This window comes from Geomicrobium halophilum (assembly GCF_014207655.1).
GTDB classification, from domain to species: Bacteria; Bacillota; Bacilli; order Bacillales; family Marinococcaceae; genus Geomicrobium; species Geomicrobium halophilum.
In genome coordinates, this window is the sequence record NZ_JACHHJ010000004.1 from 44,337 (window position 1) to 70,386 (window position 26,050).

The 26,050-nt window shown below is 42.4% G+C and carries 28 protein-coding genes and 2 pseudogenes; 10 read left to right on the forward strand and 20 right to left on the reverse strand.

The window, feature by feature from the left end; all coding sequences use genetic code 11:
* The first annotated feature begins 175 nt into the window (after positions 1 to 175).
* The gene (locus HNR44_RS13000; RefSeq protein WP_184404748.1) at positions 176 to 340 is read left to right on the forward strand and encodes an FbpB family small basic protein; all 165 of its coding nucleotides are present in this window, start codon (positions 176 to 178) and stop codon (positions 338 to 340) included.
* Between the two features lie 144 nt (positions 341 to 484).
* Here the strand turns inward: HNR44_RS13000 and HNR44_RS13005 are convergent, their stop codons facing one another.
* The 6 genes and pseudogenes from HNR44_RS13005 to HNR44_RS13030 all read right to left on the reverse strand — a co-directional run bounded on the left by HNR44_RS13005 (position 485) and on the right by HNR44_RS13030 (position 4,376).
* Positions 485 to 1,339, reverse strand: coding sequence for an alpha/beta fold hydrolase (locus HNR44_RS13005; protein WP_184404749.1), 855 nt, complete (start codon positions 1,337 to 1,339; stop codon positions 485 to 487).
* Between the two features lie 24 nt (positions 1,340 to 1,363).
* Positions 1,364 to 2,341 (reverse strand): annotated as a pseudogene (gene msrB, locus HNR44_RS13010) (peptide-methionine (R)-S-oxide reductase MsrB).
* Positions 2,342 to 2,409: 68 nt separating this feature from the next.
* Entirely contained in the window at positions 2,410 to 2,919 is a 510-nt protein-coding gene (locus tag HNR44_RS13015) for a DJ-1/PfpI/YhbO family deglycase/protease (protein ID WP_184404750.1), read from the reverse strand.
* A 75-nt stretch (positions 2,920 to 2,994) separates the two neighbouring features.
* Positions 2,995 to 3,597 (reverse strand): ribonuclease H, encoded by a 603-nt coding sequence (gene rnhA / locus HNR44_RS13020; RefSeq protein ID WP_184404751.1) that lies wholly within the window; start codon positions 3,595 to 3,597, stop codon positions 2,995 to 2,997.
* Between the two features lie 114 nt (positions 3,598 to 3,711).
* Positions 3,712 to 3,939: a DNA primase gene (locus HNR44_RS13025; protein WP_184404752.1), complete on the reverse strand. Its 228-nt coding sequence runs from the start codon at positions 3,937 to 3,939 to the stop codon at positions 3,712 to 3,714.
* 203 nt (positions 3,940 to 4,142) lie between these two features.
* Positions 4,143 to 4,376 (reverse strand): hypothetical protein, encoded by a 234-nt coding sequence (locus tag HNR44_RS13030; protein ID WP_184404753.1) that lies wholly within the window; start codon positions 4,374 to 4,376, stop codon positions 4,143 to 4,145.
* A 143-nt stretch (positions 4,377 to 4,519) separates the two neighbouring features.
* On the opposite strand from HNR44_RS13030, the gene lplA reads away from it, so the two are divergent.
* The 5 genes from lplA to HNR44_RS13055 all read left to right on the forward strand — a co-directional run bounded on the left by lplA (position 4,520) and on the right by HNR44_RS13055 (position 9,646).
* Positions 4,520 to 5,509, forward strand: a complete 990-nt coding sequence (lplA, locus tag HNR44_RS13035) for a lipoate--protein ligase (RefSeq protein ID WP_184404754.1) — start codon at positions 4,520 to 4,522, stop codon at positions 5,507 to 5,509.
* A 19-nt stretch (positions 5,510 to 5,528) separates the two neighbouring features.
* Positions 5,529 to 6,479, forward strand: coding sequence for an agmatinase family protein (locus HNR44_RS13040; RefSeq protein WP_184404755.1), 951 nt, complete (start codon positions 5,529 to 5,531; stop codon positions 6,477 to 6,479).
* Positions 6,480 to 6,763: 284 nt separating this feature from the next.
* Positions 6,764 to 7,885: a sporulation integral membrane protein YtvI gene (gene ytvI / locus HNR44_RS13045; protein WP_184404756.1), complete on the forward strand. Its 1,122-nt coding sequence runs from the start codon at positions 6,764 to 6,766 to the stop codon at positions 7,883 to 7,885.
* Positions 7,886 to 8,120: 235 nt separating this feature from the next.
* Entirely contained in the window at positions 8,121 to 9,215 is a 1,095-nt protein-coding gene (locus HNR44_RS13050; RefSeq protein WP_184404757.1) for a peptidoglycan-binding protein, read from the forward strand.
* Positions 9,216 to 9,493: 278 nt separating this feature from the next.
* Positions 9,494 to 9,646, forward strand: coding sequence for a hypothetical protein (locus tag HNR44_RS13055; protein WP_184404758.1), 153 nt, complete (start codon positions 9,494 to 9,496; stop codon positions 9,644 to 9,646).
* 92 nt (positions 9,647 to 9,738) lie between these two features.
* Here the strand turns inward: HNR44_RS13055 and HNR44_RS13060 are convergent, their stop codons facing one another.
* From HNR44_RS13060 to HNR44_RS13125, 14 genes are all read right to left on the reverse strand, one after another.
* Positions 9,739 to 10,605 (reverse strand): helix-turn-helix domain-containing protein, encoded by an 867-nt coding sequence (locus tag HNR44_RS13060; protein WP_184404759.1) that lies wholly within the window; start codon positions 10,603 to 10,605, stop codon positions 9,739 to 9,741.
* Between the two features lie 106 nt (positions 10,606 to 10,711).
* Positions 10,712 to 11,722: a hypothetical protein gene (locus HNR44_RS13065; protein WP_184404760.1), complete on the reverse strand. Its 1,011-nt coding sequence runs from the start codon at positions 11,720 to 11,722 to the stop codon at positions 10,712 to 10,714.
* Positions 11,712 to 12,590, reverse strand: a complete 879-nt coding sequence (locus HNR44_RS13070) for an ABC transporter ATP-binding protein (protein WP_184404761.1) — start codon at positions 12,588 to 12,590, stop codon at positions 11,712 to 11,714. Before HNR44_RS13070 ends, HNR44_RS13065 begins: the two co-directional genes overlap by 11 nt.
* Positions 12,587 to 12,970 carry a GntR family transcriptional regulator gene (locus tag HNR44_RS13075; RefSeq protein ID WP_184404762.1) on the reverse strand — a complete coding sequence of 128 codons (384 nt, stop codon included), beginning with the start codon at positions 12,968 to 12,970 and terminating at the stop codon, positions 12,587 to 12,589. The genes HNR44_RS13070 and HNR44_RS13075 overlap by 4 nt, the downstream gene beginning before the upstream one ends.
* Positions 12,971 to 13,088: 118 nt before the next feature.
* Positions 13,089 to 13,394 carry a hypothetical protein gene (locus HNR44_RS13080; protein WP_184404763.1) on the reverse strand — a complete coding sequence of 102 codons (306 nt, stop codon included), beginning with the start codon at positions 13,392 to 13,394 and terminating at the stop codon, positions 13,089 to 13,091.
* A 465-nt stretch (positions 13,395 to 13,859) separates the two neighbouring features.
* Entirely contained in the window at positions 13,860 to 14,342 is a 483-nt protein-coding gene (locus HNR44_RS18120) for a CotY/CotZ family spore coat protein (RefSeq protein WP_184404764.1), read from the reverse strand.
* A gap of 535 nt (positions 14,343 to 14,877) precedes the next feature.
* A complete protein-coding gene (gene thiM / locus HNR44_RS13090; RefSeq protein ID WP_184404765.1) occupies positions 14,878 to 15,660 on the reverse strand; it encodes a hydroxyethylthiazole kinase in 783 nt (260 codons plus the stop codon).
* A 100-nt stretch (positions 15,661 to 15,760) separates the two neighbouring features.
* The gene (gene ehuA / locus HNR44_RS13095) at positions 15,761 to 16,582 is read right to left on the reverse strand and encodes an ectoine/hydroxyectoine ABC transporter ATP-binding protein EhuA (protein ID WP_184404766.1); all 822 of its coding nucleotides are present in this window, start codon (positions 16,580 to 16,582) and stop codon (positions 15,761 to 15,763) included.
* Positions 16,579 to 17,247: an ectoine/hydroxyectoine ABC transporter permease subunit EhuD gene (ehuD, locus tag HNR44_RS13100; RefSeq protein WP_184404767.1), complete on the reverse strand. Its 669-nt coding sequence runs from the start codon at positions 17,245 to 17,247 to the stop codon at positions 16,579 to 16,581. The genes ehuA and ehuD overlap by 4 nt, the downstream gene beginning before the upstream one ends.
* Complete coding sequence (ehuC, locus tag HNR44_RS13105) at positions 17,244 to 17,918, reverse strand: ectoine/hydroxyectoine ABC transporter permease subunit EhuC (protein ID WP_184404768.1); 675 nt, start codon at positions 17,916 to 17,918, stop codon at positions 17,244 to 17,246. Before ehuC ends, ehuD begins: the two co-directional genes overlap by 4 nt.
* 84 nt (positions 17,919 to 18,002) lie before the next feature.
* Positions 18,003 to 18,854 (reverse strand): ectoine/hydroxyectoine ABC transporter substrate-binding protein EhuB, encoded by an 852-nt coding sequence (gene ehuB, locus HNR44_RS13110; protein WP_184404769.1) that lies wholly within the window; start codon positions 18,852 to 18,854, stop codon positions 18,003 to 18,005.
* 270 nt (positions 18,855 to 19,124) lie between these two features.
* A complete protein-coding gene (locus HNR44_RS13115; protein WP_184404770.1) occupies positions 19,125 to 19,679 on the reverse strand; it encodes a hypothetical protein in 555 nt (184 codons plus the stop codon).
* A complete protein-coding gene (locus HNR44_RS13120; RefSeq protein WP_184404771.1) occupies positions 19,609 to 20,163 on the reverse strand; it encodes a GNAT family N-acetyltransferase in 555 nt (184 codons plus the stop codon). The genes HNR44_RS13115 and HNR44_RS13120 overlap by 71 nt, the downstream gene beginning before the upstream one ends.
* Positions 20,164 to 20,508: 345 nt before the next feature.
* A complete protein-coding gene (locus tag HNR44_RS13125; protein WP_184404772.1) occupies positions 20,509 to 20,706 on the reverse strand; it encodes a cold shock domain-containing protein in 198 nt (65 codons plus the stop codon).
* A gap of 301 nt (positions 20,707 to 21,007) precedes the next feature.
* Here HNR44_RS13125 and HNR44_RS13130 point away from each other — a divergent pair, with 301 nt between their 5' ends.
* The 4 genes and pseudogenes from HNR44_RS13130 (at position 21,008) to HNR44_RS13145 (ending at position 26,013) form a co-directional block, all read left to right on the forward strand.
* Positions 21,008 to 22,756, forward strand: coding sequence for a carbon starvation CstA family protein (locus HNR44_RS13130; RefSeq protein ID WP_184404773.1), 1,749 nt, complete (start codon positions 21,008 to 21,010; stop codon positions 22,754 to 22,756).
* An 18-nt stretch (positions 22,757 to 22,774) separates the two neighbouring features.
* Positions 22,775 to 23,032, forward strand: a complete 258-nt coding sequence (locus HNR44_RS13135; RefSeq protein ID WP_184405075.1) for a cory-CC-star protein — start codon at positions 22,775 to 22,777, stop codon at positions 23,030 to 23,032.
* A gap of 281 nt (positions 23,033 to 23,313) precedes the next feature.
* Positions 23,314 to 25,058, forward strand: a pseudogene (locus HNR44_RS13140) (carbon starvation CstA family protein).
* 25 nt (positions 25,059 to 25,083) lie between these two features.
* On the forward strand, positions 25,084 to 26,013 hold the full coding sequence (locus HNR44_RS13145; RefSeq protein WP_184404774.1) for an ArsA family ATPase: 930 nt from the start codon (positions 25,084 to 25,086) through the stop codon (positions 26,011 to 26,013).
* The last annotated feature ends 37 nt before the right edge of the window (positions 26,014 to 26,050 follow it).

Sequence of the window (26,050 nt, forward strand, 5' to 3'; positions counted from 1 at the left end):
CATTTTATCATCATTTTGTTATTGTTTAAAATCGTCTAAATACGGTAGAATAAATATACAAGGAAATGACATTTCCTTAAAATAAATAGAGAGAAAAAATGCCTGGGGTAAATCGTTTTAGCGGTGTGGGAATGTCATTTTCTTCACTATAAACGAAAGGGAGAGAGAGAAAGATATGCGCAGACCATTTCGAACATCATTTTCAGAGTTAGTTGATCAAAATAAACAAGACCTTGAGAAGGACGCCGATTTGCTTGATGATATTGAAAAGCGTATCGAAGATCGGCAGCTACGCCGTCTCAAGAAGCAAAATAACCGGAAAAAAGAGGCGCTTTCTTAAGCGATCCTCTTTTTTTTTATATTTTTAGGGAGGCGATATAGCCGGCCCTTCCCCCTCCTTATAAAGCGAGAGTCCCTCCCCTATCTGGATGTTGATCCTATCAAAAAACTCCCACCTCTAAAAACAACAGAGGTGGGAGGGAATTCATGAACGAGTCATTTCTCTGTGAATCAGATGGTAGACGATCGACCGAATCGGTTCAGCTTCGTTTAGAAGCTGATGTTTTCCCTTCTCTATCAGAGAGACTTTGGCATTGGGAAACTTTTCTTTAAAAAACCGAAGGTTGTGTTCCCATGCCACCGTTCGATCATCAGTCCCTTGTAAAATACTAATATTCATTGGATGAGCAGGCAGTTTGCGAAATCTCTCTTCCCATTCAAACATCGCCCGTACCCATGTTAGTGGGATCCGCGAAGATGAAAGTGGATCTTTCTTTTGTTGCAATAAGAAATCTTGATCTGAGGAGTTTGTCCGGTAACGACGCGAGACATGTTCGATAAAAGCTTGGGCAGCATAATAACCCAGTTTCGTCTGTTTCCAGGCGCGTGACCGTAGTAACGGTGCGACAAGAATACATTTTTTCCAATCAACGTCTGGTTCAGATAACACATAATGGGCAGCAACCCCTCCCCCAGTGCTGTGACCGATGATTACTTGAGGATGGATATGATGTTGTGCTAATCGTGCTAGTGCTTTTTGCAAGGTTAAATGGTAGTCATGGAAATTTTCAATACGATATCTTTTTCCACCTGAAATGCCGTGACCTTGAAAATCAACAGCAGTCACGCTATATCCTTGATTGGTCAATGCACGGATAAAAGGAGCAAGGGAGCCGCTATGATCCATAAATCCGTGTAATAATAAAATTTCCTCCTTGATATGAGAAGGAGCGAAGCGCTGCATAAAGACCGGCACATCATCAATGTTTAAATGAAAGCGCTGATAATGGGTATGAAGAGGAAAACGATAATAGTACAAATAATTTTTTAAGCGCTCCACGTTCTCATAGCCTCCTAAATGTTATCATTTCTTTTCGCTAAAATGTTGTTTATATTCGCCGTAGCCTTCTTTTTCTAACTCATCCACCGGAATAAAACGCATAGCTGCAGAATTGATGCAGTACCGAAGTCCATTCGGGCCTGGGCCGTCTGGAAATACGTGCCCTAAATGAGAGTCAGCTTCTTTACTTCTTACTTCCGTTCTCCGCATCCCATGACTCGTATCCAAGTTTTCTTTTACTCCTTGACTAGATAATGGCTTCGTAAAACTTGGCCAACCGCAGCTGGAATCAAACTTTTCATTAGAGGTAAACAAGGCCTGCCCAGAGACGATATCTACGTATAAGCCTTCCTCAAAGTGGTTCCAATATTCATTCTCAAACGGCCGTTCCGTTGCATCATTTTGTGTCACTTCATATTGCAGCGGGGTTAGCTGTTCCTTTAGATCTTTTTTATCACTCATCATTTAATCACTCCAATACGTTTTAATGAATGCGTCCCGTCCCGATCCCTTTTTATAAAGTTGATAATGGAACGGATTTTTTAAATGATAATCCTGGTGGTAATCTTCAGCATCATAAAAGGTCGCCGCCGGGACGATAGGGGTAACAATAGGCTTGTTAAAAGGGCCATTCTCTTCCAAATCACGACGGGATTCTAAAGCCAGCTGCCGCTGATCTTCATCATGATAAAAGATTGCAGTCTCATAAGATTCCCCGCGATCATTAAATTGACCTCCTGGATCCGTCGGGTCAATGTTTTGCCAGAAAATCTTTAATAAACGTTGGTAGCTGACCACTTGGGGATGATAAGTAACTTGTATAGCTTCAACATGACCCGTCTGATTTGAGCACACCTCTTCATAGGTCGGGTTTTCCGTATCTCCGCCGGTGTAGCCGGATTTCACTTGCAACACACCTTCTTCAGCTTGAAATGGGCCGACCATACACCAAAAGCACCCGCCAGCAAAGGTGGCGTATCTTTTCGTGTCTTTCACGATCATTCCCTCCTTTAAAGTGATATGTGAAAAGTTCCGCCCCTTAAAGAGGCGGAACGAATTCGTATATCTAGTTAGGCCAATTGATTAAGTGATTCTTTTGTGAACGCTGGAAGATCTTCTGGCCAGCGACTGGTGACGAGATTATGACATACAACGACTTCTTCGTCATGCACCTTGGCTTTTGCATATTCCATATCGACCCGGATGGATTTAAACCCTGTCACATTCCGGCCTTCCAATGCTTTTGCTGTGATTAGAAGCTGAGGTCCGTGACAAATAGCAAATACGGGCTTGTTCTCATCCATAAAATGCTTGACGAAGGTCACGAAGCGATCGTCAGCCCGAAGTTGGTCTGGTGAAAATCCACCCGGAATAAACAATGCATCAAAATCTTCCGGCTTTACATCGTCAATGGAGACGTCAATCGGAACGGTTGCTTCGTTTTGTTTACCAGTAACACTTTTTCCAGATTCTTTCTCAATCACTGTAAGTTCATGACCAGCGTTTTTAAAGTCTTCCGCTGGTTTTGTATACTCAACATCCTCAAACAGATCTGTAAGTACAACTGCGATCTGACTCACCTATCATCACTCCTTATCTGCAGGGTTTTCGGTTATAGGTGTTCCCCATTTACACAAGAGGCAAACATAAGATTTTTATTTCCGGTTATAATCTGCTTTAATCTCTCCCCAAGCTTTCGTATTCCATTTCAACAATGGTACCCTCAGTTCATGGTTTCTGATCCACTGCTCTGCCCAGTCGATGGCCCTCCATATCTCTTCTGTTGTTTGATCTCTCACAAGTGTTGCGTTCGCCTTCTTCTTTTTGACCCATCCAATGGCTGTTTGTGAATCAGAATAAATAGGCAATTCCATCTCCTCTTGCTTTTGCCAGGCTAATGCATGGACAATCGCGAGAAACTCCCCCATGTTGTTCGTCCCTTTCGGAAAAGGCTGCACTTCAAACAGTATTTTTCCATCTTTCGTATACACCCCTTTATACTCGACAGGACCGGGATTCCCATGAGTGCCCGCATCTACAGAGATGCTTTCTTCTATGTAAGCGCCCGTCTGCTTTTTCGGAAAGCGATCCCCGTCCGCTTCTCCTGAATTGTACGCCTGTTCTGCTTCTTCCTTCGTTTTGAAGGATTTAAAACGGGCACCCTTATACCCGCTCACTTGTTGTTGGCACTCCGCCCAAGTTCGATAAACCCCCGGTTTACGTCCTTTCCATACTACATAAAATTTATTTTTAGCCATCTTAACCTCCCCGCTCATTCTACACGTTAACATCGTTTGAACATTGCTATCGTATAACAAAAAAGAGCCCGTGACTACATCACAGGCTCCTTCTTCATGCTTGTTTATCGTAATTTAAGCACCGTTTTCCATGTCATCATCTTCTGGGTCCATATCATCCATATCATCTTGCATACCATCTTCTTGTTGCATGTCATCTTCTTGTTGCATATCTCCACCGCCGTTTCCGCCGCCATCCTGGCCACCATTTTGGCCGCCATCTTGGCCACCGCCATTACATGCTCCTAACATCCCAACTGCTAGTACTCCTGATAAAACTCCATACAATAATTTCTTATTCATTTGATTTTCCTCCTTAAAAATATGCTTGGTGTTTCTACTAACTTGCCTAATAGTGATTTTTCCTCATAAATGGATTGCTATACCATAAAAAGTGTTTTCTCATACTTTTACATGTTTTTTATAACATCACGTTCGAATAAAAAAACACGTCGACCATTATTGAGATCATAAAAAAGAAGCCGGAGACCTTATTCTCTCGACTTCTAGGATTTTTCAGGCTGTTTCTTCGGGGAAAACATTCGATCAATCATACTGTATATAAAGAAAAGCACCAGGGAAACAAATGTAAACCCTAGATAGAAGCGCACAACCCAATTGCGTCCCACCTCGAGGATTTCGTTCGTCACGACTCCACTGCCAACTGCTACGAGGATAATAATAAAAGCAATCAGACATTCCAGCTTACGGCTTTGGATTAGTGTGATGATTTCTTTCACGGTAAAGCCCCCTCTCTATTTCTTCGGTATTCTTTAGTATATCACAAGCGAAGGGGTTTCATTGTAATTCATTCGCGTGCAATCTTATCCCTCTTTTTATACAATGTGTATGAAGTCAAGTTTCGGAACAAGGAGGAAATACCATGATATTTGTGGACAATAGTAACATTACCGATCCTAGCGTGAACCTCGCCATTGAAGAATATATTCTCACCCATTTCAGGAAAGCGGATATGTATCTGCTGTTTTATGTCAATGAGCCCTCCATTATTATCGGAAAGAACCAGAACACCATTGAAGAGATTAACACCGATTATGTTGAAAAAAATAATATTCATGTCGTTCGCCGTTTATCCGGAGGCGGTGCGGTTTATCATGATTTAGGGAACCTAAACTTTAGTTTTATCAGCAAAGATGACGGGAATAGCTTTAACGACTTCCGTAAATTTACTGAGCCTGTCGTCAAAGCTTTGCAGCAAATGGGCGTCCCGGCAGAAATGAGCGGTAGAAATGATTTACAAGCCGATGGATACAAAATCTCCGGAAATGCCCAATTTGCTACCGGCGGGCGTATGTTTAGCCATGGTACACTTATGTTGGATTCAGAATTGGAAAATGTGGTTTCTGCATTAAATGTCAGTGATGAAAAAATCCGTTCCAAAGGAATTAAATCCATACGCAGCCGTGTAGCCAATATTAATGATTTCCTCAAAGAACCGTTGCATATGGAAAACTTTAAAGAAACATTACTCAATTATATCTTCGAAGGGGATTCCAATTTTGAACGTTACACTCTTTCCGATGCGGATTGGGAGGAGATCATGAAAATCTCGGAAAATCGATATCGAAACTGGGACTGGAATTATGGAAAATCCCCAAAATATGACATAAGAAAATCAAAAAAATTCTCAGCTGGTTTGGTTGATTTTCGTTTTAAAGTGAAGAAAGGAATCATATCGAACACAACAATTTACGGTGATTTCTTTGGTACGGGCAATGTTGATGATATTGAAAAACGACTGGATGGAACAAGGTACGAACCTGAAGCTCTCCAGCAAGCGTTGGAGGATGTAGATATAGAAACATATTTTGGGCCTATTTCAAAAGAAGATATTCTCGATCTGCTGTATTAATGCGTGAGGAGGAAATGTTATGAAAGAGTACGTATATGGAAAGACCCCCTGTTTCCTGGAATCTACGTGGGCTGTCGATAAAAACCCACGTGGAGCAGATGTCCTTGTTTATGGTGTCCCTTGGGAAGGCGGAGTGACCTGGGGAGATTACACCGGAGTTGAACTTGGTCCCAAATCCATGCGGCTAGCCTCCGCACGCTACAGCGGTTACCTTCCAGAACTTGATCATATTGACGTATTTGAACATCTCAAACTCGCCGATATGGGAGATGTGGATGTGATCCCTGCTGAAATTGATAATACGATGAAGCGCATTACTTCCTTTTCCGCACAAGTGTGGGGAAGCGGCAAGTTTCCAGTAGCCCTTGGCGGTGACCATAGCATTACGTATCCAATTTTAAAAGCTTGGAGTGATGAGAATCCAAGTAAGCGGCTAGGCATCATTCACCTGGATGCCCATTACGATAATATGCCTCATTTTCAAGGGGACAAGTATGCCCGGAATACCCCGTTCGCACGACTCTATGAGCTTGACGGCGTCCGAAATGAAAGCCTCTTGCATGTAGGTATTCATGGGCCGCGTAATAAGCCAGAAAGCGGACGCTATGCACAAGAAGCTGGCGCAAAAACATTAACGATTAATGACATCCGCGAAGGCGGCGATCTACGGACACTTGCCAACGACATTTATGAACAGGCAAGCGAAGGAACGGATGCTGTATATTTATCCGTCTGCAGCGATGTTCTCGATCACGCATTTAACCCGGGAGGACCCGTTGACGCCAATGGTTTATCTTCATATGAATTGTTAACGCTGATTTACGAATTTGGGAAACGCGGATTGTGTGGAATGGACTTCGTTGAAGTTTATCCCCAGCAAGATGCGACCGACTTCTCCTCCCACCTCGCTTCTACAGTAATCTTATACGTGCTTGCAGGACACGCACGTCGTGATTCTACAAGCACCTAAAATCGGGGAGCCCCCGGTTTTTTATTCTTTTACAAGCGTGTTCAAAAAAGAGAACAAAAAGAGCCGAGTATGTCAGGAAGACGTGGCTTCGAGCATCCTTCTTGCACGACGAAGAGATACGACGACTATTTTTCCCGGACGTTTTGAACATCCTCTTTAAGAAAATGAACGCTGGTATGATGTAGTATAATAAAAAAACCAAGCATATTCATAGCGCATGACTCAATATGATATTGAAATGACTATAAGTATTCATCTTCATTATGGAAAGGGCGAAAATGGATATGACAAAGGAACAGGCCTGGACCATTGGGCGAGCGATTATTGTGATCAGCAGTACCATCCTGATCTTTTGGCTTGTAGCCTATTTATTTACACTTACCTACCCATTCGTAATTGCTGCGATCATTGCCTGGAGTCTCTCGCCACTACTGAAATACTTGAAAATAAAACTGAGGTTTCCTTCCAGCTTAGCTTCATTAACAGCACTGCTCGTTGGCATCTCCTTATTAGGGGGGATCATTACCGGCCTTACATTCCTCATTATTTACGGAGTTCAACAACTGGCTTTACATTTGCCTGAGTGGATTGAACAGGGAGCTGCCCAGTTACAACTCACTTTCAATCAGACGATTTGGCCATTATGGACGGAAATGACCGGACTTTTAAATAACCTCTCTGCAGACCAGCAGCAAACGATGCAACAAGGGATCACCCAACTCGGGAATCAATTAGGAAATATTTTAGGAAATCTTGGGACAGCCATTGCCGATGGCTTGGGGAATTTTTTCTCGGCCATCCCAACATTTCTGATCGCCACCATTTTTGTGCTCCTCGCTGTATACTTTATCGGCAAAGATATAGGGTCGATTAAGATAGGGATCCAAAAACGCATTCCTACATTTATACAGGCAAAATTCGTATTGTTCATTCATGAAGTTCGTGTTCGGGTGTTCGGGTTTGTACGTGCCCAGTTTATCTTAATGTTTATCACGTCGATTCTCGTCTATATCGGGTTACTAATATTAGGCACTGAAAACGCCCTTATGATGGCTATTATTACTGGGCTTGCAGAGATTATCCCCTATTTAGGGACAGGAACCATCCTGATCCCATGGGCGATTTACAGTTTTATTACCGGTGAAATCTTTATGGGTGTTGCATTAACCATTCTCTATATCGTGGTGGTCATCGTCCGTCAAAGTTTAGAACCGAAGGTGTTATCCGTAAGTATGAACTTGAATGCGATTGGTGTTTTATTTTCCTTATTTGTCGGATTACAACTCTTTGGAGTCGTTGGTCTAATCATCGGGCCTGCACTTCTTGTGGTTCTAACGATTCTCAATGATATTGGGGTAGTCGCGGATATTGAAGAGTTTATTTATAATGGTTTAAAAAAGGAGTGACAGCACTTACTTTTACGATTTGCATTTGCTCACCACTTCCCCTTTTTTCCATTAAATGCGATTTTATTACAATTAGATGTTCATATTTTCGTTAGATTTCCTTTATTACAGAAATATTTCAGTTGATTTAAAAACCCTGAAATCTCCTTGTTTTCCTTCACATTGGTTGCTAGGATGCTATTAGTTGTTCAAACGGACACTAACTATTCTTACCAATAGAGGAGGCGTTTGCTAGATGTTAAAAATGCAAACACCAAATAGGGTTAAACAATATGGTTTATCCGCTCTTACTGCTGGTTTTGTTTTCATTGCCGCACCGGCAATTTCAGATGCCAGCGGATTCGGAAGCGAGCTATTAACCGATGGCATAGAAAACAATCACGTCGAGAAGCTTCAAGACTTACTTATTGAAGAAGGGCACCTGAATAAAGATTCTGCAAATGGCGTTTATAACGAAGCCACTGCTGATGCTGTCACCGATTACCAAGATGAGAACGATTTGCTCGTTGACGGTATGGCAGGTGTCCAAACACTCGGTGCATTGAAAGTGCTTGGAGAAGGCGATGAGAATGCACTCGTTACAGATTTACAGGAAACTCTACAAGATTCCGGCTATTATAACGATTCTGCAGATGGATACTTCGATTCTAAAACCACCGACGCGGTGACGTCTTTCCAAACAGATGCTGACATTGCTGTAGACGGCCTTGCAGGTCCTGAAACATTCGGTGCACTCTACTATGGTCCTTCAAAAGCTACGAAAGAAGAAGCAAAAGATGAAGAGCCTGTTGAAGAGAAACCGGTAGAAGAAGAACCAGTAGAAGAGGAAGCCGTTGAGGAAGAAACTACTGAGGAAGAGCCGGTAGAAGAGGAAGCGGTTGAAGAAGAAACTACTGAGGAAGAGCCAGTAGAAGAGGAAGCCGTTGAAGAAGAGGCTGCTGAGGAAGAGCCAGTAGAAGAAGAAGCTACTGAAGAAGAAACAAGTGAAGAAACTGCTTCTGCTGAAACGACAACATCTACTGAGTCAGACAGCCCTGAAGGAGAAACGTACCAAATGGAAGCAACAGCATACACAGCTAATTGCACAGGTTGCTCTGGCATAACAGCTACTGGCATAGACCTTAACAATAACCGTGACAAAAACGTTGTTGCTGTTGACCCTAACGTCATCCCACTCGGTTCAACGGTACATGTTGAAGGATATGGCGAAGCAGTAGCCGGCGATACTGGTGGTGACATTAACGGCGAAAGAATTGATCTTCATGTTCCAACACATGATGAAGCAATTAACTTCGGACGTCAGGATGTTGAAGTAACCGTACTCGATTAATTAAATAACTAAAGCCCCTGCTGTCGATAGCAGGGGCTTTTTGTGTACAAAGTGCTCACATATACATACGATTATTGTGGCATTTATAAGCCCAAAGAGTGCACGAAATGGATCAATATTGTTTGACAATATTCGCGCTGATTATGCTTATAATTATGTTTTTAGACATATTTCTATTTTTTCCTCGATTTTTAGGGGATTTTGCGACGACATGCGCTCTATCCGTGAATGGCCTTCTTGTCCACTCTATTATATGATGCATACAGGAGGTGCAAGCAATGAAAAAAACACTTTTTGCATCAGCACTTATCGGATTGTTAGTGATCGGTAGCTTTGGTATTGGACAGTCGTTTGCCGGGGATGTAGACAGTAATAGCCTTCCCTACCAACATGACCTTCCTTATCAACATAGCCTTCCTTACCAACATTAGAAGCCTTAGTTGCACTTATGCAGATAAGAAAGTTGACTTATACTTTCTTACCTGCCTAGAAAGCAAAGGGATTCCCTTTGCTTTTCTATATTTTATTCGTTTTGATCGATCTCCGTTTTAGCCAAATGGACCAAGTGTTCCTTCTTGGCTATTTTAAATATTGCAATCGCTTGTTCGAAATGTTGTTTCCACATTTTATAACATAATTGTCGTTCACAATACCCTTTTTGAAAGAGTAATTCGCCTAATAAGTACATCGTTTCTTTTCGCAAACAGATTTGGATTCCTCGGTTTGCCGCTTCCAATGATTCCTTGTAACGTTTCTCACTAGATAGAATGGTAGATAGATTATACCAGATCCTAACCTTAATGCGTGGGTTTATATCTGGGACAAAAACACTAGCATTTAAGGCACGTACGAACGTTTCGTGTGCTTTTTTACGTTGTCCATGCATATCCTGAATAATCGCCATGCTATTCGTTATTTCAATTTCTCTTTCTGTGTACATTTTACTACCACTATAAGTAAGCGCTAAACTTTCATTCAAGTATTCTATCGCTCTTTCATAATCCCCGTATAAATGATAGACACATATACCTAAGTGCCACAGCCGAAACTGCTTTAAATATACGTTGTTAAAAAACTTTTCATTATCATGGCTCTGCAATGTCTCCATGACATCTTCATAACGGAAATCTCGAATTTTTTGCCGGATTTCTGTTTTCAGCTCCTGTATGTAGTCAAAACGTTCATGGTCCCCAATCTGATAAAAATGGTTAACGTCAATCCCTAGTTTTTTAGCAATTTCATATAAGGTTGAGGATAATGGAATAATATCTCCTTTTTCTATCTTACTTATTTGTGCCTGCGTGCATATGTCTTCGGCGAGTTGTTTTTGTGTGAGTCCTTTTAATTCTCGATAGTAGCGTACGTTAAAACCTATGGCATCGTATTGCAAGAATGAATTCCTCCTTCTCCTCCCTTCTATCGTACTTCTTTTCATCTGATAAGTATATGGGAAAACCATCCCCGTATTCACTGATTTAATACGGGGATAGAATACATTAATGATTTTTCATGGTTATGTTCATTTGTAATAATCGCTTGGTAATCATATACGATAATCCACCAAAGATGAGTGCTCCCAACCAGTAGGGAATGACAGCTCCTCCTTGAACACCTCCAAATGTGCTGAAAATCATCCCCCCTAACAAAGCAAAGCAGCCGATAATCCCGACAAAAAAGACGGGTCTCAATGAAGAAAATAACAGAAATTCACCGTTCCGTTCACTTTTTCCTTTTTCATATAGCTTTGTTCCCAGAAACAGACAAACAAACGTGAAAATTAGCGTGATCAGTGTCAGAAGACCTTGATTTGTAGTTATGTCAATACCCATTACTTGGTACGGCAGCATTAAGTTTATGAAAAATGCGAGAAAGTCCTCAGGAATGGTTCCCAAAAATTCCATGGTTATGTTATGAGTAGTCATAAAGAAACCGAGGAGAACGACAAAACCATAAGGAAAAATCATAAATATAAAACTTAAGACGACCTGAGAAATCATTTCTCCAGAAATACTGCCCATGAAAAGGGTGAAGGAAAAGATCGCTAGGTACGCCACCAAGGGGCTAACAAACATTCCCCAAAAATTAAAATTCGCAAGGAGACTGCTATATTCTGAAGACCAAATGATCGCGTAAGCGAGCCATACATTCACACTGAATAGGATCGTAATCGCACCCCACCCTATCGTTGCTTTTATTAGAAAAAGTGTTTGACGGGAATAAGGGAGAGAAAGGCTAAAATCATGGCGGCGCGTGTTACGCTCTAAACCGATGAGCATGCCTCCCAATATAACCGTGCCAATGAACGCAGGCATTGCAGCAGCACCCCCACCGAACATCGCCTGTAACTGTACCCCTCCCATATCCAGTGGGCCTGTCCCTGCTCCTCTCATTCGATCCAGCTCCAGTATCGTTCGCAACGGGTATTGAACAACAAATATAATGGATAAAACAAGCAGCATCACTGCTGATAATCTTAGATCTTTTTTAAATAAGGCCTTATTCAGCAATCGATTCACCTCCCAACTTAGCGATGAACAGATCTTCAAGAGATAATGGAAGTTCATCATAGAGCAGCGGCGCTGATTCTTCCAACTCTGCGTTCAGCGTTGTTACATCGCCTTCTGCCAAACAAGTATAGACCCGTCCCGATTGTTGCAGGATATAGACGTTCTTCATGAATGACTCAGGCATTTGTTCACGATAGACCACTTGCCATTTCTTATATTTTTCACGCAGGTCTGTAAGTTGAAAGGTTTCTGTAATGTTTCCATCTTTGATTACTAAAATCTGATCAGCCAATGTCTCCAGTTCATCAAGGCGATGCGTGGCAATGATAATCGAAACGTCCTCCTTTGCCACCTCATCCAGCATAAAACGCATCATCTCTTTTTTCACGATAATGTCAAGACCATCGGTAGGCTCATCCAACAGCACATATTCCGGCTTAGCAGCAAAGGCAAGAATTAATGCAAACAAGGCTTTACGTCCCTTCGAGTATTGCTTTACCTTTTTTACAGTTGGAATTTGAAACCGATCCATTAATTCTTGAAAATATTGACGGTCAAAATTAGGATAAATATCGGTATACAAGGAAACAATATGAGACACCGAGTGATTTTTTAAGGCTTCCACACTATCGGAGACATAAATAACCGATTGCTTACTCCCTGGATCTTTAAATATATCACGATGATTGACCATCACCGTCCCTTGGTCAGGATCAACAATGCTCACCATCGTTCTTAATAATGTCGTTTTTCCTGCACCGTTACGCCCAACAACACCCGTGATTGTTCCTTTCCCCACATTAAATGTGATCTCCTTTAAGACTGTTTGTCTCCCCATTGTTTTGGAAACGTTTTGTACTTGTATCATGACTTTCCCCCAAGCTGATTATAATAACAGGCCACCCAGTCCTGCATGATTTCTTTTTCAATTCCCGCGTAGTACCCTTCAAGAACCGTTTGTTTTACTTTTTTACGAACTTGTTCTATATCTTTGGTGAGAATCTCACCTTGCACCTGATCTGCAATAAATGTTCCTCTCCCTCGCATCGTTACAATGATCCCTTCCCTTTCCAACTCTTGATATGCTTTACTTACCGTGTTCGGATTGACAATAATCTGTGCGGATAGTTCACGTACAGATGGAATTTTATCATCGACATGTAGAATTCCACGGGCGACCTGCTCCTTCATTTGATTGATAATCTGTCGATAAATGGGATCTGTGCTCTTGGCATCAATATGGATCATGTGATTCCTCCATCACAAAGTACTATTTGAACTAATACACTTAGTATATATAGTTCGCTTGATTTCGTCAATAAAAAAAAACAACCAATCCTAAGGATTAGCTGCTTTGATGTTCATATTATGCAACTTCAATTGCTTTTTCTGAGCGATAGGCATCCATCAGTAAAAGGATCGCCGTCAATGTATGCATCGCCCAGCCTAAAAATGGGATAAAAGCAACACAGGAGGTGACGATCCCGATGATGCTCCCGTATTTATTTTTCCCTTGATTAATACTTATGACTAACGTAATGATGTGTAAAATAAGCATAATAACGAGTGGGGAATAACTACTAGAAATAATAATCGCTGCGCCAATGATTGGCAAAGCCAACAAGGCTTCCAAGCCTCCAGTTACCCACTTCATAATCGATGAACTATTCATAACCAATTCCCCCTTTCACCTGAATCCGGTGTGGGGCCTCCCTTCCAATCACCGGCCAGTGAACTCACGTGTGAAGCACCTAGCTTCACTTAGTATTCTACCATTATAATATGAATCATACATTCATTTTCTTTGTTCTTCTAGGGTAAAATATACAGTATAAGTAAGTAAATACTTATGAAAGGAATGGAACAATGCCTGAAGAACAACGACAGCAAGTAAAGGCATAGCCATTACTGCTCTTGTTTTGGGCACTATTAGTGTTGTCCTTCATTTCATTCCAGGCATTCCCTTTAGGTATTTTAGCTGTAATCTTTGGCATTGTTGGAATCATAAACAATCAAGATTGCAGGGGGTAGACTTGGAGGTGTTACACTTCTTCTAACATTTGCGTTTTGGTTATTTATTTTTGCCATAGGCGCAAGTGCTTAACACTGCCAGGAACACCAGTCCCGGCAGTGTTTTTCATCTTACAATTGTTGGATCGAGGCATTGAACCGAACATAGACAATCACATTTAACGAGAATACACTGCCCCGTTCTCGTTAAAATAAGGGGTGCTTTCGCACTGCCACTCACCTGCTCAAAGTGTACTTCTGAACTTCCTGAAGGTAAATGAATACCCCTCGAATGAACGGGTTTCAGAAGCTCTAGTGTTACACAATCCTTTCTTTCATCAACCTCCTCCACCCGAAAATAAATCGTTGTAAAACAATCCCGATCCTCAATATCCCCCAAAGCACAAAAAGGGGTCTGTAGATTCGTCGTAAAGACAACTGGAACTGTCTGGTATACTGGTTGCCTCGCGAGCATATGGTGATAACAGCTGTTTACGCAATTCCCTGCCTTATTTTGTTCCCGAACAATGTCAGCAAGTGTTGCGCAAATACAATCCAAATGTAGACGTGACGGTGATCTCGACCTTCTTCTTGTTGGTCCACAATTCATAGCAGTTCCCTCCCTTGCCAACAGTTTATGCTAAACAAGGAAGCATGTCTGGTTATTTATCTTGCTCTTCTAATAAATTGGGAATTTTATGTTTAATGAATGAATCATAGAGGTAAAGAATAAGTAAGTCAAAATGAAGAAAAGAGGAGATAACATGGCAGCTGAAATTGCTGCGATTATTGGTTTTTCCGGTTTAATGATCGGATTAAGTATCGTCATGGCACTTGCTTTCTTCGGATTTTCTTCTAAAAAAGATAGTTAAGATGTTTTTGTTTTGAACGTACCTTTTTTATTGAGGGTGCGTCTTTGCATGCAGAATGAGAACACTTGTCCCATAAGACTAAAAATCCGCTGTGATAACATCACAACGGATTTTTTATTCAAAGTACTGCTGAGCAATAGCCCGCATGTAGTTGCCTTTCATCTCTTTTTCGGTGTGCACACGATTATTCGGCGCTACGCGAATACATTCGGTGAAAATGGATTACTCTGGTATAAACATCAGATCCAGCTTTTGGAACAGCCCCTTCTATACTTATACTTTTTGAATATGGGTGTCATGTTTAACCTTTTCGTCCGTTAACGAGCTAAGAGCATCCAGAAACCGCTGCTGAAACGTACCGATCCCCTCTTTCATAGCAAGAGAATAGGCTTTTTCACTTGCTAATCCATAATGGGCGAGGGCAGCCGCTGATGCTTGCAATGCCCCTTCACGGGTTGAAGAAATGTAGGCGAGTAAAATAGCTCCTAACAAACATCCAGTTCCTACGACATTCGAAAGCCACTCATGACCGTTTTTTATCAGGTAGGTCGTTTTTCCATTGCTTACCGCATCAACTTCACCGGTGACACAGATGGCTGTCCCCAAGACGTTTGCAGCCTCTTTCGCAAGCGAACCTGGCTCTTGGTCACTTTTTCCTTCCACCCCTAACATTTCCGAATGAGCACCGATTAATGCCCCAATTTCTCCACCATTGCCACGAATGAGATTAGGTTTAACTTCCGATAACAGTTCCTTTACCACTTTGGTCCGGTAGGAAGTCGCACCGACAGCAACAGGATCCAGTACAATGGGAGTCCCGTTTTCGTTCGCTGCCCGTCCTGCAATGATCATTGCTTCATATTGTCCATCTGTTAATGTCCCTGTATTTAGCAGCAATCCGTGTGCGTTTTGCGCCATCTCCCCCACTTCTTTCGGATTGGCAGACATTACAGGTGCAGCCCCTATCGCTAGCAACCCATTAGCTGTAAAGTTCTGAACAACTCCATTTGTGATGCAATGAATTAAGGGATGCTTGGTTCTGACGTTATCAATCATATCAATTCTCCTTTCGTATCATTGTATAGCTCTCAGAATACAGAGTAAACCTAAAAAACGATCCAGTACAACCAAGCACTGGATCGCAGATCTCTAATGATTAAGAATTGTTAAACCTTCCTAAAAACGCTTGTAAGCGTTCCGTTTGCGGGTTTTCAATAACCTCACTAGGCGGGCCATGCTCTGCAATTTTCCCGTTATCTAGAAAAAGCACTCGATCCGCAACATCACGGGCAAATTCCATCTCGTGGGTAATGAGCATCATTGTCGTATCCCCTTCTGCTGCTATATCCTTAAGCACCTCAAGCACCTCTCCCACAAGCTCAGGGTCAAGGGCAGCCGTTACTTCGTCAAATAACATCACTTTCGGCTGCATGACAAGGGAACGGGCAATCGCCACACGTTGCTGCTGTCCCCCCGATAGCTGGGAGGGATAATTGTCGACTTTATCACCGAGACCAACTTTATCCAGCATTTCTTGTGCTCTTGTCTTCGCTTCATCCTTACTAATGCCGAGAACATTTACCGGCGCTGTCGTGCAATTCCGCATAATCGTCATATGAGGAAATAGGTTATATTGTTGGAAAACCATTCCAATCTTTCCCCGTACTTTACGCATATGCTTTTCATCTGCAGGGAGGAGTTCCCCATTGACTTCCTTATGCCAAAGCATTTCCCCATCGACTTCGATCGTCCCCTCCGTAGGCTGTTCCAGTGTCATCAGCATACGGATAATCGTTGTTTTTCCTGAACCAGAAGGCCCAATTAAGGCTACCTTTTCCCCCTGAGCTACATTCAGACTAAGATCGTTCAATACGACTGTGTCACCGAAAGCTTTCTTCACATCTTTATAGCTGACGACTATATTTTCATTCTCATTCTCTGATTCCTTTATTTCATTGTCTACAACTTCTTCAGTCATGTCTTCACTCCCTTTTCTGCACTTCCGTGTAACTTTCCAGACCGTTTTTCAAGATATCGAATGAATAATGCTGATGGATAACTGAGAACGAGGAATAAAAATCCAACAATAGCAATCGGCTCTAAAAAGCGATACGTATCTGCACCAATAATTCGTGCTACTTGCAACATTTCGGTAACAAAGATACCAGCCAGCAATGGTGTTTCTTTAAAAAGAACAATCAAATAATTGCCCAGCATCGGAATCACCGGCGGTATAGCCTGTGGCAGGATTACTTTCTGCCAAGTTTGCGCTTTGGAAAAATTCAATGCCTTGCTCGCTTCCCACTGACTCGTGGGGACAGCTTCAATACCAGAGCGATAAACTTCAGATACATACGTCGCATAATGAACCCCAAGTACAACAGCCCCCGTTGTAAATGGACTCATCGGAAAGGCGTAATATACAAAAAATAATTGGACAAGAGGAGGCGTTGTCCGGATAAATTCAATCACTCCTGCCATAAGGAGAGACAAAGGCTTAAAGCTAGACCTTCGTAAGAGGGTGAACACCAGACCTAAAACTAATGAAATGAGATAGGCAACTACGGTAGCACCGATCGTAACACCAATGGCTCCTACAATATCCGGAAACACTTCAAATGCAAACTCCCAATCCCAACTCATGCTGTACTCACCCCTTTAGAGGCTCGTTTTTCCAACCATCTCGTTAAGAAGATGAGCGGAAGTGCTAACACAAAATATGTGAACAATAAATACGTATAAATCTCAATCTGACTGCTCAAAGCCGTATTCGCCCCCCTCAATATATCAGCACGATATGTCATATCGGCGAGGGAAATAAAATAGACGAGCGACGTCCCTTTTAACAATTCAATGGAATTATTGCCGATCCCCGGAAGCATGATGCGAATCGCTTGTGGCAAAATGACAAACCGCATTCGTTGAACCTTGGACATGTTTAGGGATATTGCCGCTTCTTTTTGTCCTTCTGGGACAGACAGCACAGCCCCCCTCACAACCTCTGAAGCATAGGCACCATAATTAAATCCAAGGGCTAAACCGCCGGCTAAAAACAATGAAGGGGTGAACGGTGTAAGGGCTGGGAATACAAACGCAAAGAAAAACATTTGCACAAGTAAAGATGTCCCGCGGAAAAGCTCCACAAATATCGTAGCTACTATACGAACAACTGCGAGCTTGGATGTTCGCATAAGCCCTGCCACTATCGCGATAGAATAGGCGAGAACAGCGCCGAACAAGAAAGCTTGTACTGTGGTTGTTAATCCTCCCAATATGAAAGGCAAAAATTCTCCTATGTTCGTAAACACACGCATCTCTCCTAAGGTCTGACATAAAATCTCCTATGAAAAGAAGCACGGCGCTGACTGATCCCACCGTGCTCCTTTGTTCATCCCCTTTTAAGCTTCTTCTCCACAAAGTTCTTCAGTGGTCACGTCCACCTCTGCATTTTCCGGATCAAAACCAAACTCTTCTATAATTTCAGCAATTTCCCCTGATTCCCGTAATTCTTGTAACGATTCATTATAGGCTTCTCGTAATTCATCATCATCCTCACGAAAAACAGCGGCACCATAGGCGACTTGTTCTTCTCCGTCAATCACCGGATCTGTGAAGTCTTCAGGAAGTTCAATTGCATCCGTATCCGCGTTTTCATACGCTGCATTCATCGTTGCTCCTGTCATGACTGTTGCATCTACATCACCCGATTCAAGTGCTGCAATGTTACCTGGAATGTCATCGGCCAATTGAATGTTATCTTCATCAATTCCAAGTGCCTCAAACATATCTAACTGATTCGCCCCTGCCATTACAGATACGGAGGCATCTTGCTCTACAATATCTTCATAACTGTGTAAGTCCATCGGGTTTCCCGCTTGCACAGCCATTCCTTCACCGTAGCTGTACTCAACGTCTCCAAAAGCTGCATTTTCACAACGTTCTGGCTGTACATCCATTCCAGCTGTGACAACGTCATAGTTGCCCGCATTCAAGCTTGGAATCAGATTTCCAAATTCTGTTACTGTTGCTTCCACCTCTTCGATCCCCATGTTTTGAAACACCGCTCTGGCGACTTCAGCACTTGCCCCTGTAGCGGTTTCCCCATCAAGGTAACCGTATGGTTCTTCGTTCGCGACCCCTACTTGAACAACGCCATCATCCTGCAAGCTATCCACTGTAGTAGCACTTCCACATGCGGCAATCATCGCGGTTGTTCCTGCCAAAGCAGCAAAAAATCCTAACTTCTTCATAGATGTCCCCCCAAGATAATCTCTTTAATTAATATTAGTAATTATAAAAATTAGTAAAATACTACAGTACATAAATAATAATGAAGTACTGTAGTATTTTTATAATCATACCATACATCAAATCTAGTTCAAACTTACCGGAGATTGTAAAATTCTAATATTTGGACAGAATTGAAAATCTATACGCATGAGCTTCAATTAGATGTCTATTTCTTTTTATATAACTAATATTCTATCCATATCAGCTTATTGCAGGAAAATTTAACATTATTAATGGACATTCCCCCTCTCGTCCCCTGCTTCCATTCGTTTATGACGCGTGAAAACATTAATATTCACAACGATGAGAGCCAGCGGGTACACCATTGTAAAGGGAAACACTTCGGGTTCAGCGTCAATGATATGAACAAAGTCTAATAATCCGATGAGGACAAGGACCACACCAACGACCCATAAACTGCTTCTTAAACCTAAACGGTTCGATTCAAAAGTTTTAGGTGCTAAGTGCCTCTCTACCTTAAGCATCTTCCGGTAAAAAGGAAATAACCGTTCTACAACTGCCGGTTTTCCACGCCTTTCAATCAGCGCCCATACGATAAATAAAATTCCAAGGGCAGGTACAACAACGGAAAACGGAAAGTACACCGATACGTACATATAAGCAAAAAAGAGAATTGTAAAAAGAACACTAACGAGAAAGTGATCAATGAGTTTCATCTTGCGATATGTTGAATCGCCAGCTGCTGTCATTCTGTTATTCCCCATGATACCTGTACCAATCTTCTCGTAACAAACTAAATTGGACAAGGTCATGGTAATGGTCATACAACCATTCACCCTCCCGGACGATCCCTTCATATTGAAAACCTAGCCGTTTCGGTATTGCCTGACTATCATGATTATTGATTCCGCATTTAACCTCTACCCTGTTTAATTGATATTCCTCAAAGACAATCTTTAGTACAGTATAGACAGCTTTCGTCATAATCCCTTGTCCTGTAAAAGCATCTGACAGCCAATACCCCACTGATGTTTTCCGACTACCCCAGTCTATCTCATGGAGACCGACAACCCCTGCAAAAATATCATTTTTGCGAATAGCTGCCTGAAATCCCCTTCCATCCGCAAATTGCTGTAACCATGAATGGATGACAGGTTGATAATCCGTCACCGTCTGCATCGAATCCACCCAAGGCAGCCATAGTCTAAGATGGCCTCGTGCATGATGAACGGCTGTAAATAAATCATGGGCATGAGGCATTTCAATAAGATGTAAGTATAAACCTTCTTCAATGTCTACTTTAAACATACGTAATAACTCCTTTAAGTGTGTGTTCAAACAGGAGGACAAAAAGAGCCGTGAGGTCGAGGAGACGTAGCTTCGAGTACTGGAACACAAACTCGTCTCTACGTAAGCGATACCTCGCACGAAGAAAAAGTGGGTTTCTTTTTCGAGGATAGGTTTTCATACTGAGGAGCTTTAGAAGCAAGACGGCGAAGAGATAAAAAGCTATTTTTCCCGGACTTTTTGAACAACCTCTTTAATTTCACCTCGAGAAATTAGGTAAGGAGAGCTATATCCCACCCTCTTAATTAAAAAAGCGATCCCGTGGTAAAGTCAATACACGGAATCGCTCGTTTTGATAACGCTTTTCTATTTACGTACAACGTTAGCCGCTTGTGGGCCACGATCGCCTTCGACAATTTCAAATTCTACCGTTTCGCCGTCATCTAATGTTTTAAATCCTTCGGCTTGAATAGCAGAGAAATGTACGAACACATCGTCTCCATCTTCACGTTCGATAAAACCAAAACCTTTTTCTGCGTTAAACCATTTTACTGTGCCTTCCATTCTTTTAAAGGCCTCCTTAATCAAAAATACTAAAGTGATACACGATGAAACCATATTGGATCCACCACTTAAATGAAGCAGAGGCCTTGGTTCACTGGTCGTTCATCACTTTTACAATTTCAAGGTACCACGTTTAACAACCTATTGCAACTAAATTTCATTATGATATCGGAATTTTTTCAACGTTGGAATAACACACCTCTTTTATTTTTTGATTCATTTGAATTTTTTGTTGTTAAACCATTTGCCTGTCTATATAATATATAAGTACTATCATTTTAACGAAGGATGTGAAGGATGTATGCCAGGAATTGGTCTTGCTGTAATCGGAATTATCATATTTGCTTTAGGATACCTTTATTATTCCAAATTTATTGCTGAGCGTATTTACCGTCTCGATCCCAATTTCAGAACACCGGCCCACCAATTCAACGATGGTGTCGACTTTGTTCCAACGAAAAAAAGCGTCGTTTGGGCGCACCATTTCACTTCGATTGCGGGGGCAGCCCCCATATTAGGCCCTGCAATCGCTGTCTATTGGGGATGGCTGCCTGCATTTCTTTGGGTTGTACTTGGAACGGTATTTGCCGCCGGTGTCCATGATTTTGGAGCCCTTGTCTTATCGGTACGAAACAAAGGCCGATCCATAGGCACCCTTGCCGACCGTTTAATTGGACGGCGGGCGAAAATGTTGTTCTTATTCATTATCTTGATTCTTGTGTTAATGGTTAATGCTGTTTTCGCCTGGGTCATTGCTAATTTATTTGTCACCTTCCCCGCCAGTGTATTATCCATTTTTATTCAGATTCCTTTAGCGGTCATCATCGGAATATACTTTCTACGCCGGGGAAAAGGACTGCTTTTCCCTTCAATAATTGCCTTAGTCATCATGTACGGCACGGCTGTTCTTGCCAATGAAATACCAGCCCTGCAAATTGACCTTGTCAGCTACTTTGGCGGTGAAGGTGCTGAAGTCGCATTTGGACTCGATGCCGTATCAATGGCTTTTTTCGTTTGGATTGTTATCCTGATGGCTTACGTTTACATTGCTTCTACATTGCCCGTTTGGAAACTACTCCAGCCCCGGGACTATATCAATGCCCATCAGCTCGTCGTCGGGCTTGGCATTTTATATCTCGGGCTTTTGTTCACAAATCCGGAAGTAACAGCACCGGTCACACGATCCGTCGACGATGTTTCCTGGTTCCCGCTTCTATTTATCACGATAGCTTGTGGAGCCATTTCAGGATTTCACTCCCTCGTTTCTTCGGGGACAACTTCGAAGCAGTTAAATAAAGAAACAGACGCTCGCCAAGTTGGGTATTTAGGCGCTATCGGCGAAGGGACGTTAGCGATTATTGCGATTATTGCTGTCGTTACCTTGTTCTCGACACAAGATGAATTTTTGGCGAACTATTCAAGCTTTAATGCAGCCAATGAAATGGGTTTAAATAATTTCATTGAAGGGGCTGCTCAACTTTCGACAGGGCTCTTGATCCCAGAAACGATTGCGCAAACGATTGTTGCAGTCATTGTCGTTAGTTTTGCTGCAACCACCCTCGACACTGCCGTTCGGTTGATGCGCTACATTATCGCAGAGATTGCAACCGAGTATAAGGCTTATGCGATTACGAAAAAACATGTAGCTACTTCTATTGCTGTCGGTTCAAGTATGGCACTTGTCCTTATGCCTGGAGATGACAGAGGATTCGGGGCCGGCGGTTATCTACTATGGCCGCTATTTGGTACCTCCAATCAATTGCTGGCTGGGATTGCGCTTTTACTGATTACAATCTGGCTTCGTCGACAAGGACGTAATTTCTTGGTAACCTTTATCCCGATGATCTTTTTACTCTTCATGACATTGTGGGCAATGATCTCTCAAGTATGGCTCCAGTGGGCTTGGTATGGCGACCAAGCAAACCTGCTTCTCTTTACGCTCGGTGCAATTATTCTCGTCTTTGCGGTATGGATTTGTCTTGAAGCTTATCTCCTGTTTAAAAATGATCAGAATCAAGGACTTGAAGATGACAATGATAAGATCGGATAAGGAGGGTCAACATTGGGCTTGCAGGAAGCCATTTCACGTGCGCTTGCTTTCTATGATGAAGTGCTCAGCTTGCCGCACCGTGCCGAAATTAAACGGGAACTCAGGGATGAAGACGACATTTTCTACCTGCTCTGTTTTTCAGAAATGCTTGGGCTTCCAAACCCTGTATCCTATTACACGTTAGAATTATATCCTGAAATGATTGAACAGTTTCATGATTGGCACTTACGAATGGGAATGGAAAAATCACCCCTTGACGGTATTCGTTGCTGCTAATGTATTGAAATGAAAAGGGTTGTCCCAAAAGCTATAAGCAGTGGGCTTCATTCTAAAATAATCCCGTATCACTTTTAAAAGTGGTATGGGATTGCTTGTTGTGATGGGGTTTTAACGATCAAAGCGAATGTTGCAATTCCGAACAATGACTTTTAAATAATCTCCCTTTTCGTTCGATGAGAAGGATAGATTCTTATATTTTTCTATTTACATAAAATAATGTAGAACACTATAATAAAAACTATTAAAACGGTTTCAATATCTCGTAAAGGTGTGTACATATGCCAGGAATCATATTAGCCATAATCGGAATCATAACTCTAGCTTTTGGTTATTTTTACTATTCCAAGCTGATCGCTAAACGAATTTATCGTTTAGATCCTAATTTTCAAACGCCTGCTCATCAATTTAATGACGGGGTCGATTTTGTCCCTACGAAGAAAAGCGTTCTCTGGGCTCACCAGTTTACTTCGATTGCCGGGGCTGCACCGATTTTAGGACCAGCCATTGCCGTTTACTGGGGTTGGCTACCTGCTTTCCTCTGGGTTGTGCTCGGCACTGTTTTTGCTGCGGGCGTCCATGACTTCGGAGCCCTCGTTCTTTCCGTTCGAAACAAAGGGCAATCTATTGGCACACTTGCTGACCGCCTGATTGGACGACGGGCAAAGATGCTGTTTTTATTTATCATCCTCATTCTTGTTCTTATGGTTTCTGCAGTTTTTGCCTGGGTGATTTCCGATTTATTTATCAGTTATCCGGCAAGCATTATATCCATTTTTATCCTCTTGCCGTTCTTATCGGAGCCTACTTTCTTCGACGTGGAAAAGGATTGCTGATCCCGTCGATCATAGCATTAATCGTGATGTATGGCACTGCCGTGATCGCCAGTTACGTGCCGGCTTTACAAATTGATCTTGTGCAATATTTCGGTGGGGAAGACGCAACGACTGTTTTCGGTTTGGGTGCCGTATCTATGTCTTATCTCATTTGGATTATCATATTAATGGCCTATGTCTATATTGCTTCCACGCTTCCAGTGTGGAAATTACTTCAACCACGGGATTACATTAATGCTCACCAGCTTATTGTGGGGTTAGTGGTCCTCTATCTTGGCCTTTTGCTTACAAATCCTGAAGTAACGGCTCCAGCAACCCGTTCAGTAGATGATGTATCTTGGTTTCCCTTGCTGTTTATTACGATTGCCTGCGGGGCGGTATCAGGGTTTCACGCCCTCGTTTCCTCCGGAACGACTTCGAAGCAATTGAATAAAGAAACCGACGCTCGCCAAGTCGGGTATTTAGGTGCTGTTGGCGAAGGGGTATTAGCCCTTATTGCTATTATTGCTGTTGTTACCTTCTTTTCAACAACGGACGATTTTTTAGCTGCCTATTCAAGTTTTGATGTTGCAAACGCAGAAGGGCTTGGGAATTTTATTGAAGGCGCAGCGGCACTGGCGAGCGGCTTGCTTATACCAGAGGCAGCCGCTCAGACCCTTACATCCATCATCGTTATTAGCTTTGCTGCTACCACGTTGGACACTTCCGTTCGTCTCATGCGTTATATCATCTCCGAAATTGGCCGGGAATACAAAGCTTTCGCGCTGACGAAAAAACATGTGGCTACGTCCATTGCCGTAGGTGCAAGTTTAATGCTTGTCCTTTTACCCCAAGATGAAAGAGGTCTAGGAGCAGGCGGATACATTTTATGGCCGCTCTTTGGGACATCCAATCAACTACTCGCGGGAATTACCCTTTTACTCATTACGATTTGGGTGCAAAGACAGGGCAGGAACTTTCTCGTTCCACTCATCCCTATGGTATTCCTACTTGTGATGACGATGTGGGCTATGCTTTCACAACTTCGGAATGAATGGTGGATATTCGGTGAGACCGGCGGAGATGTACTTCTCTTTGTGCTCGGTTCGATTATTTTTGTGTTTGCCGTATGGATTTGCCTGGAAGCCTATCTGTTGTTTAAAAATGAGAGACAGCAACGATTAAATAACGACAAACGGGACGCAGGATAAGTCCGTTAAGGAAAGGTGAAATCATATGCACGATTATTCCATTTTATTTTTTGGGGGCAAAGGGGGGGTTGGCAAATCCACCTGCTCCTCTGCTTTTGCCCTTTCCGCTGCTCAGAAAGGAAAAAAAGTTTTGCTTGTCTCCACGGACCCAGCCCACAACCTTGAAGATTTGTTTGCCGTTACGATCGGCGATAAGATTTCTTGGTTACAGGAAAATCTATATGGACTGGAAATTGATTCCGAAAAAGAATCAAAACGTTACATTGCCGGAGTTAAAGAAAACCTGGATGGGCTTGTCCACTCCCATCGTATCAGCGAAGTGCATCGGCAAATTGATATGGCTGCCCACTCTCCGGGAGCCGAAGAATCTGCGCTTTTCGACGCTCTCGTTACGATTATTTTAGAAGAAACCGCCAACTTTGATCTGATCGTTTTTGATACTGCCCCCACCGGTCACACCCTCCGTCTCCTTTCACTGCCGGAGATGATGGAAGCATGGATCGACGGGATGTTGAAACGAAGGCGTACGGTGAATGAAAACTACAGTCAACTCTTAAACGATGGCGAACCTGTGGAAGACCCGATTTACCAAACCCTCATGAAAAGGAAACAAAAATTTTCAGAAGCCAGAAAATGGCTATTAGACAAGAAAAACACCGGCTTCATCTATGTACTTACTCCTGAGCGCTTACCTATTGAAGAAACCACACGTGCTGTAGAGCAGCTTTCTCAAGCAAAAATGAACGTCAATACACTCATCGTGAATAAATGCTTACCGCAAGAAACGGATCAATCTTCATTTTTTCAAAAAAGACGGCAACAAGAACAACAATATGTGCAAAGGATCCAGTATGATTTTAAAAAACAAAAGAAGGTGTTTCTCCCATTATTAGCTGAAGATATCTCTACACGTGAAAACCTCGAGGAAATCGCTTCTCACTTACAAGGATTATAGGTTCTTCATCAGGAAAAGACGGCTGCTTCATTGGGAG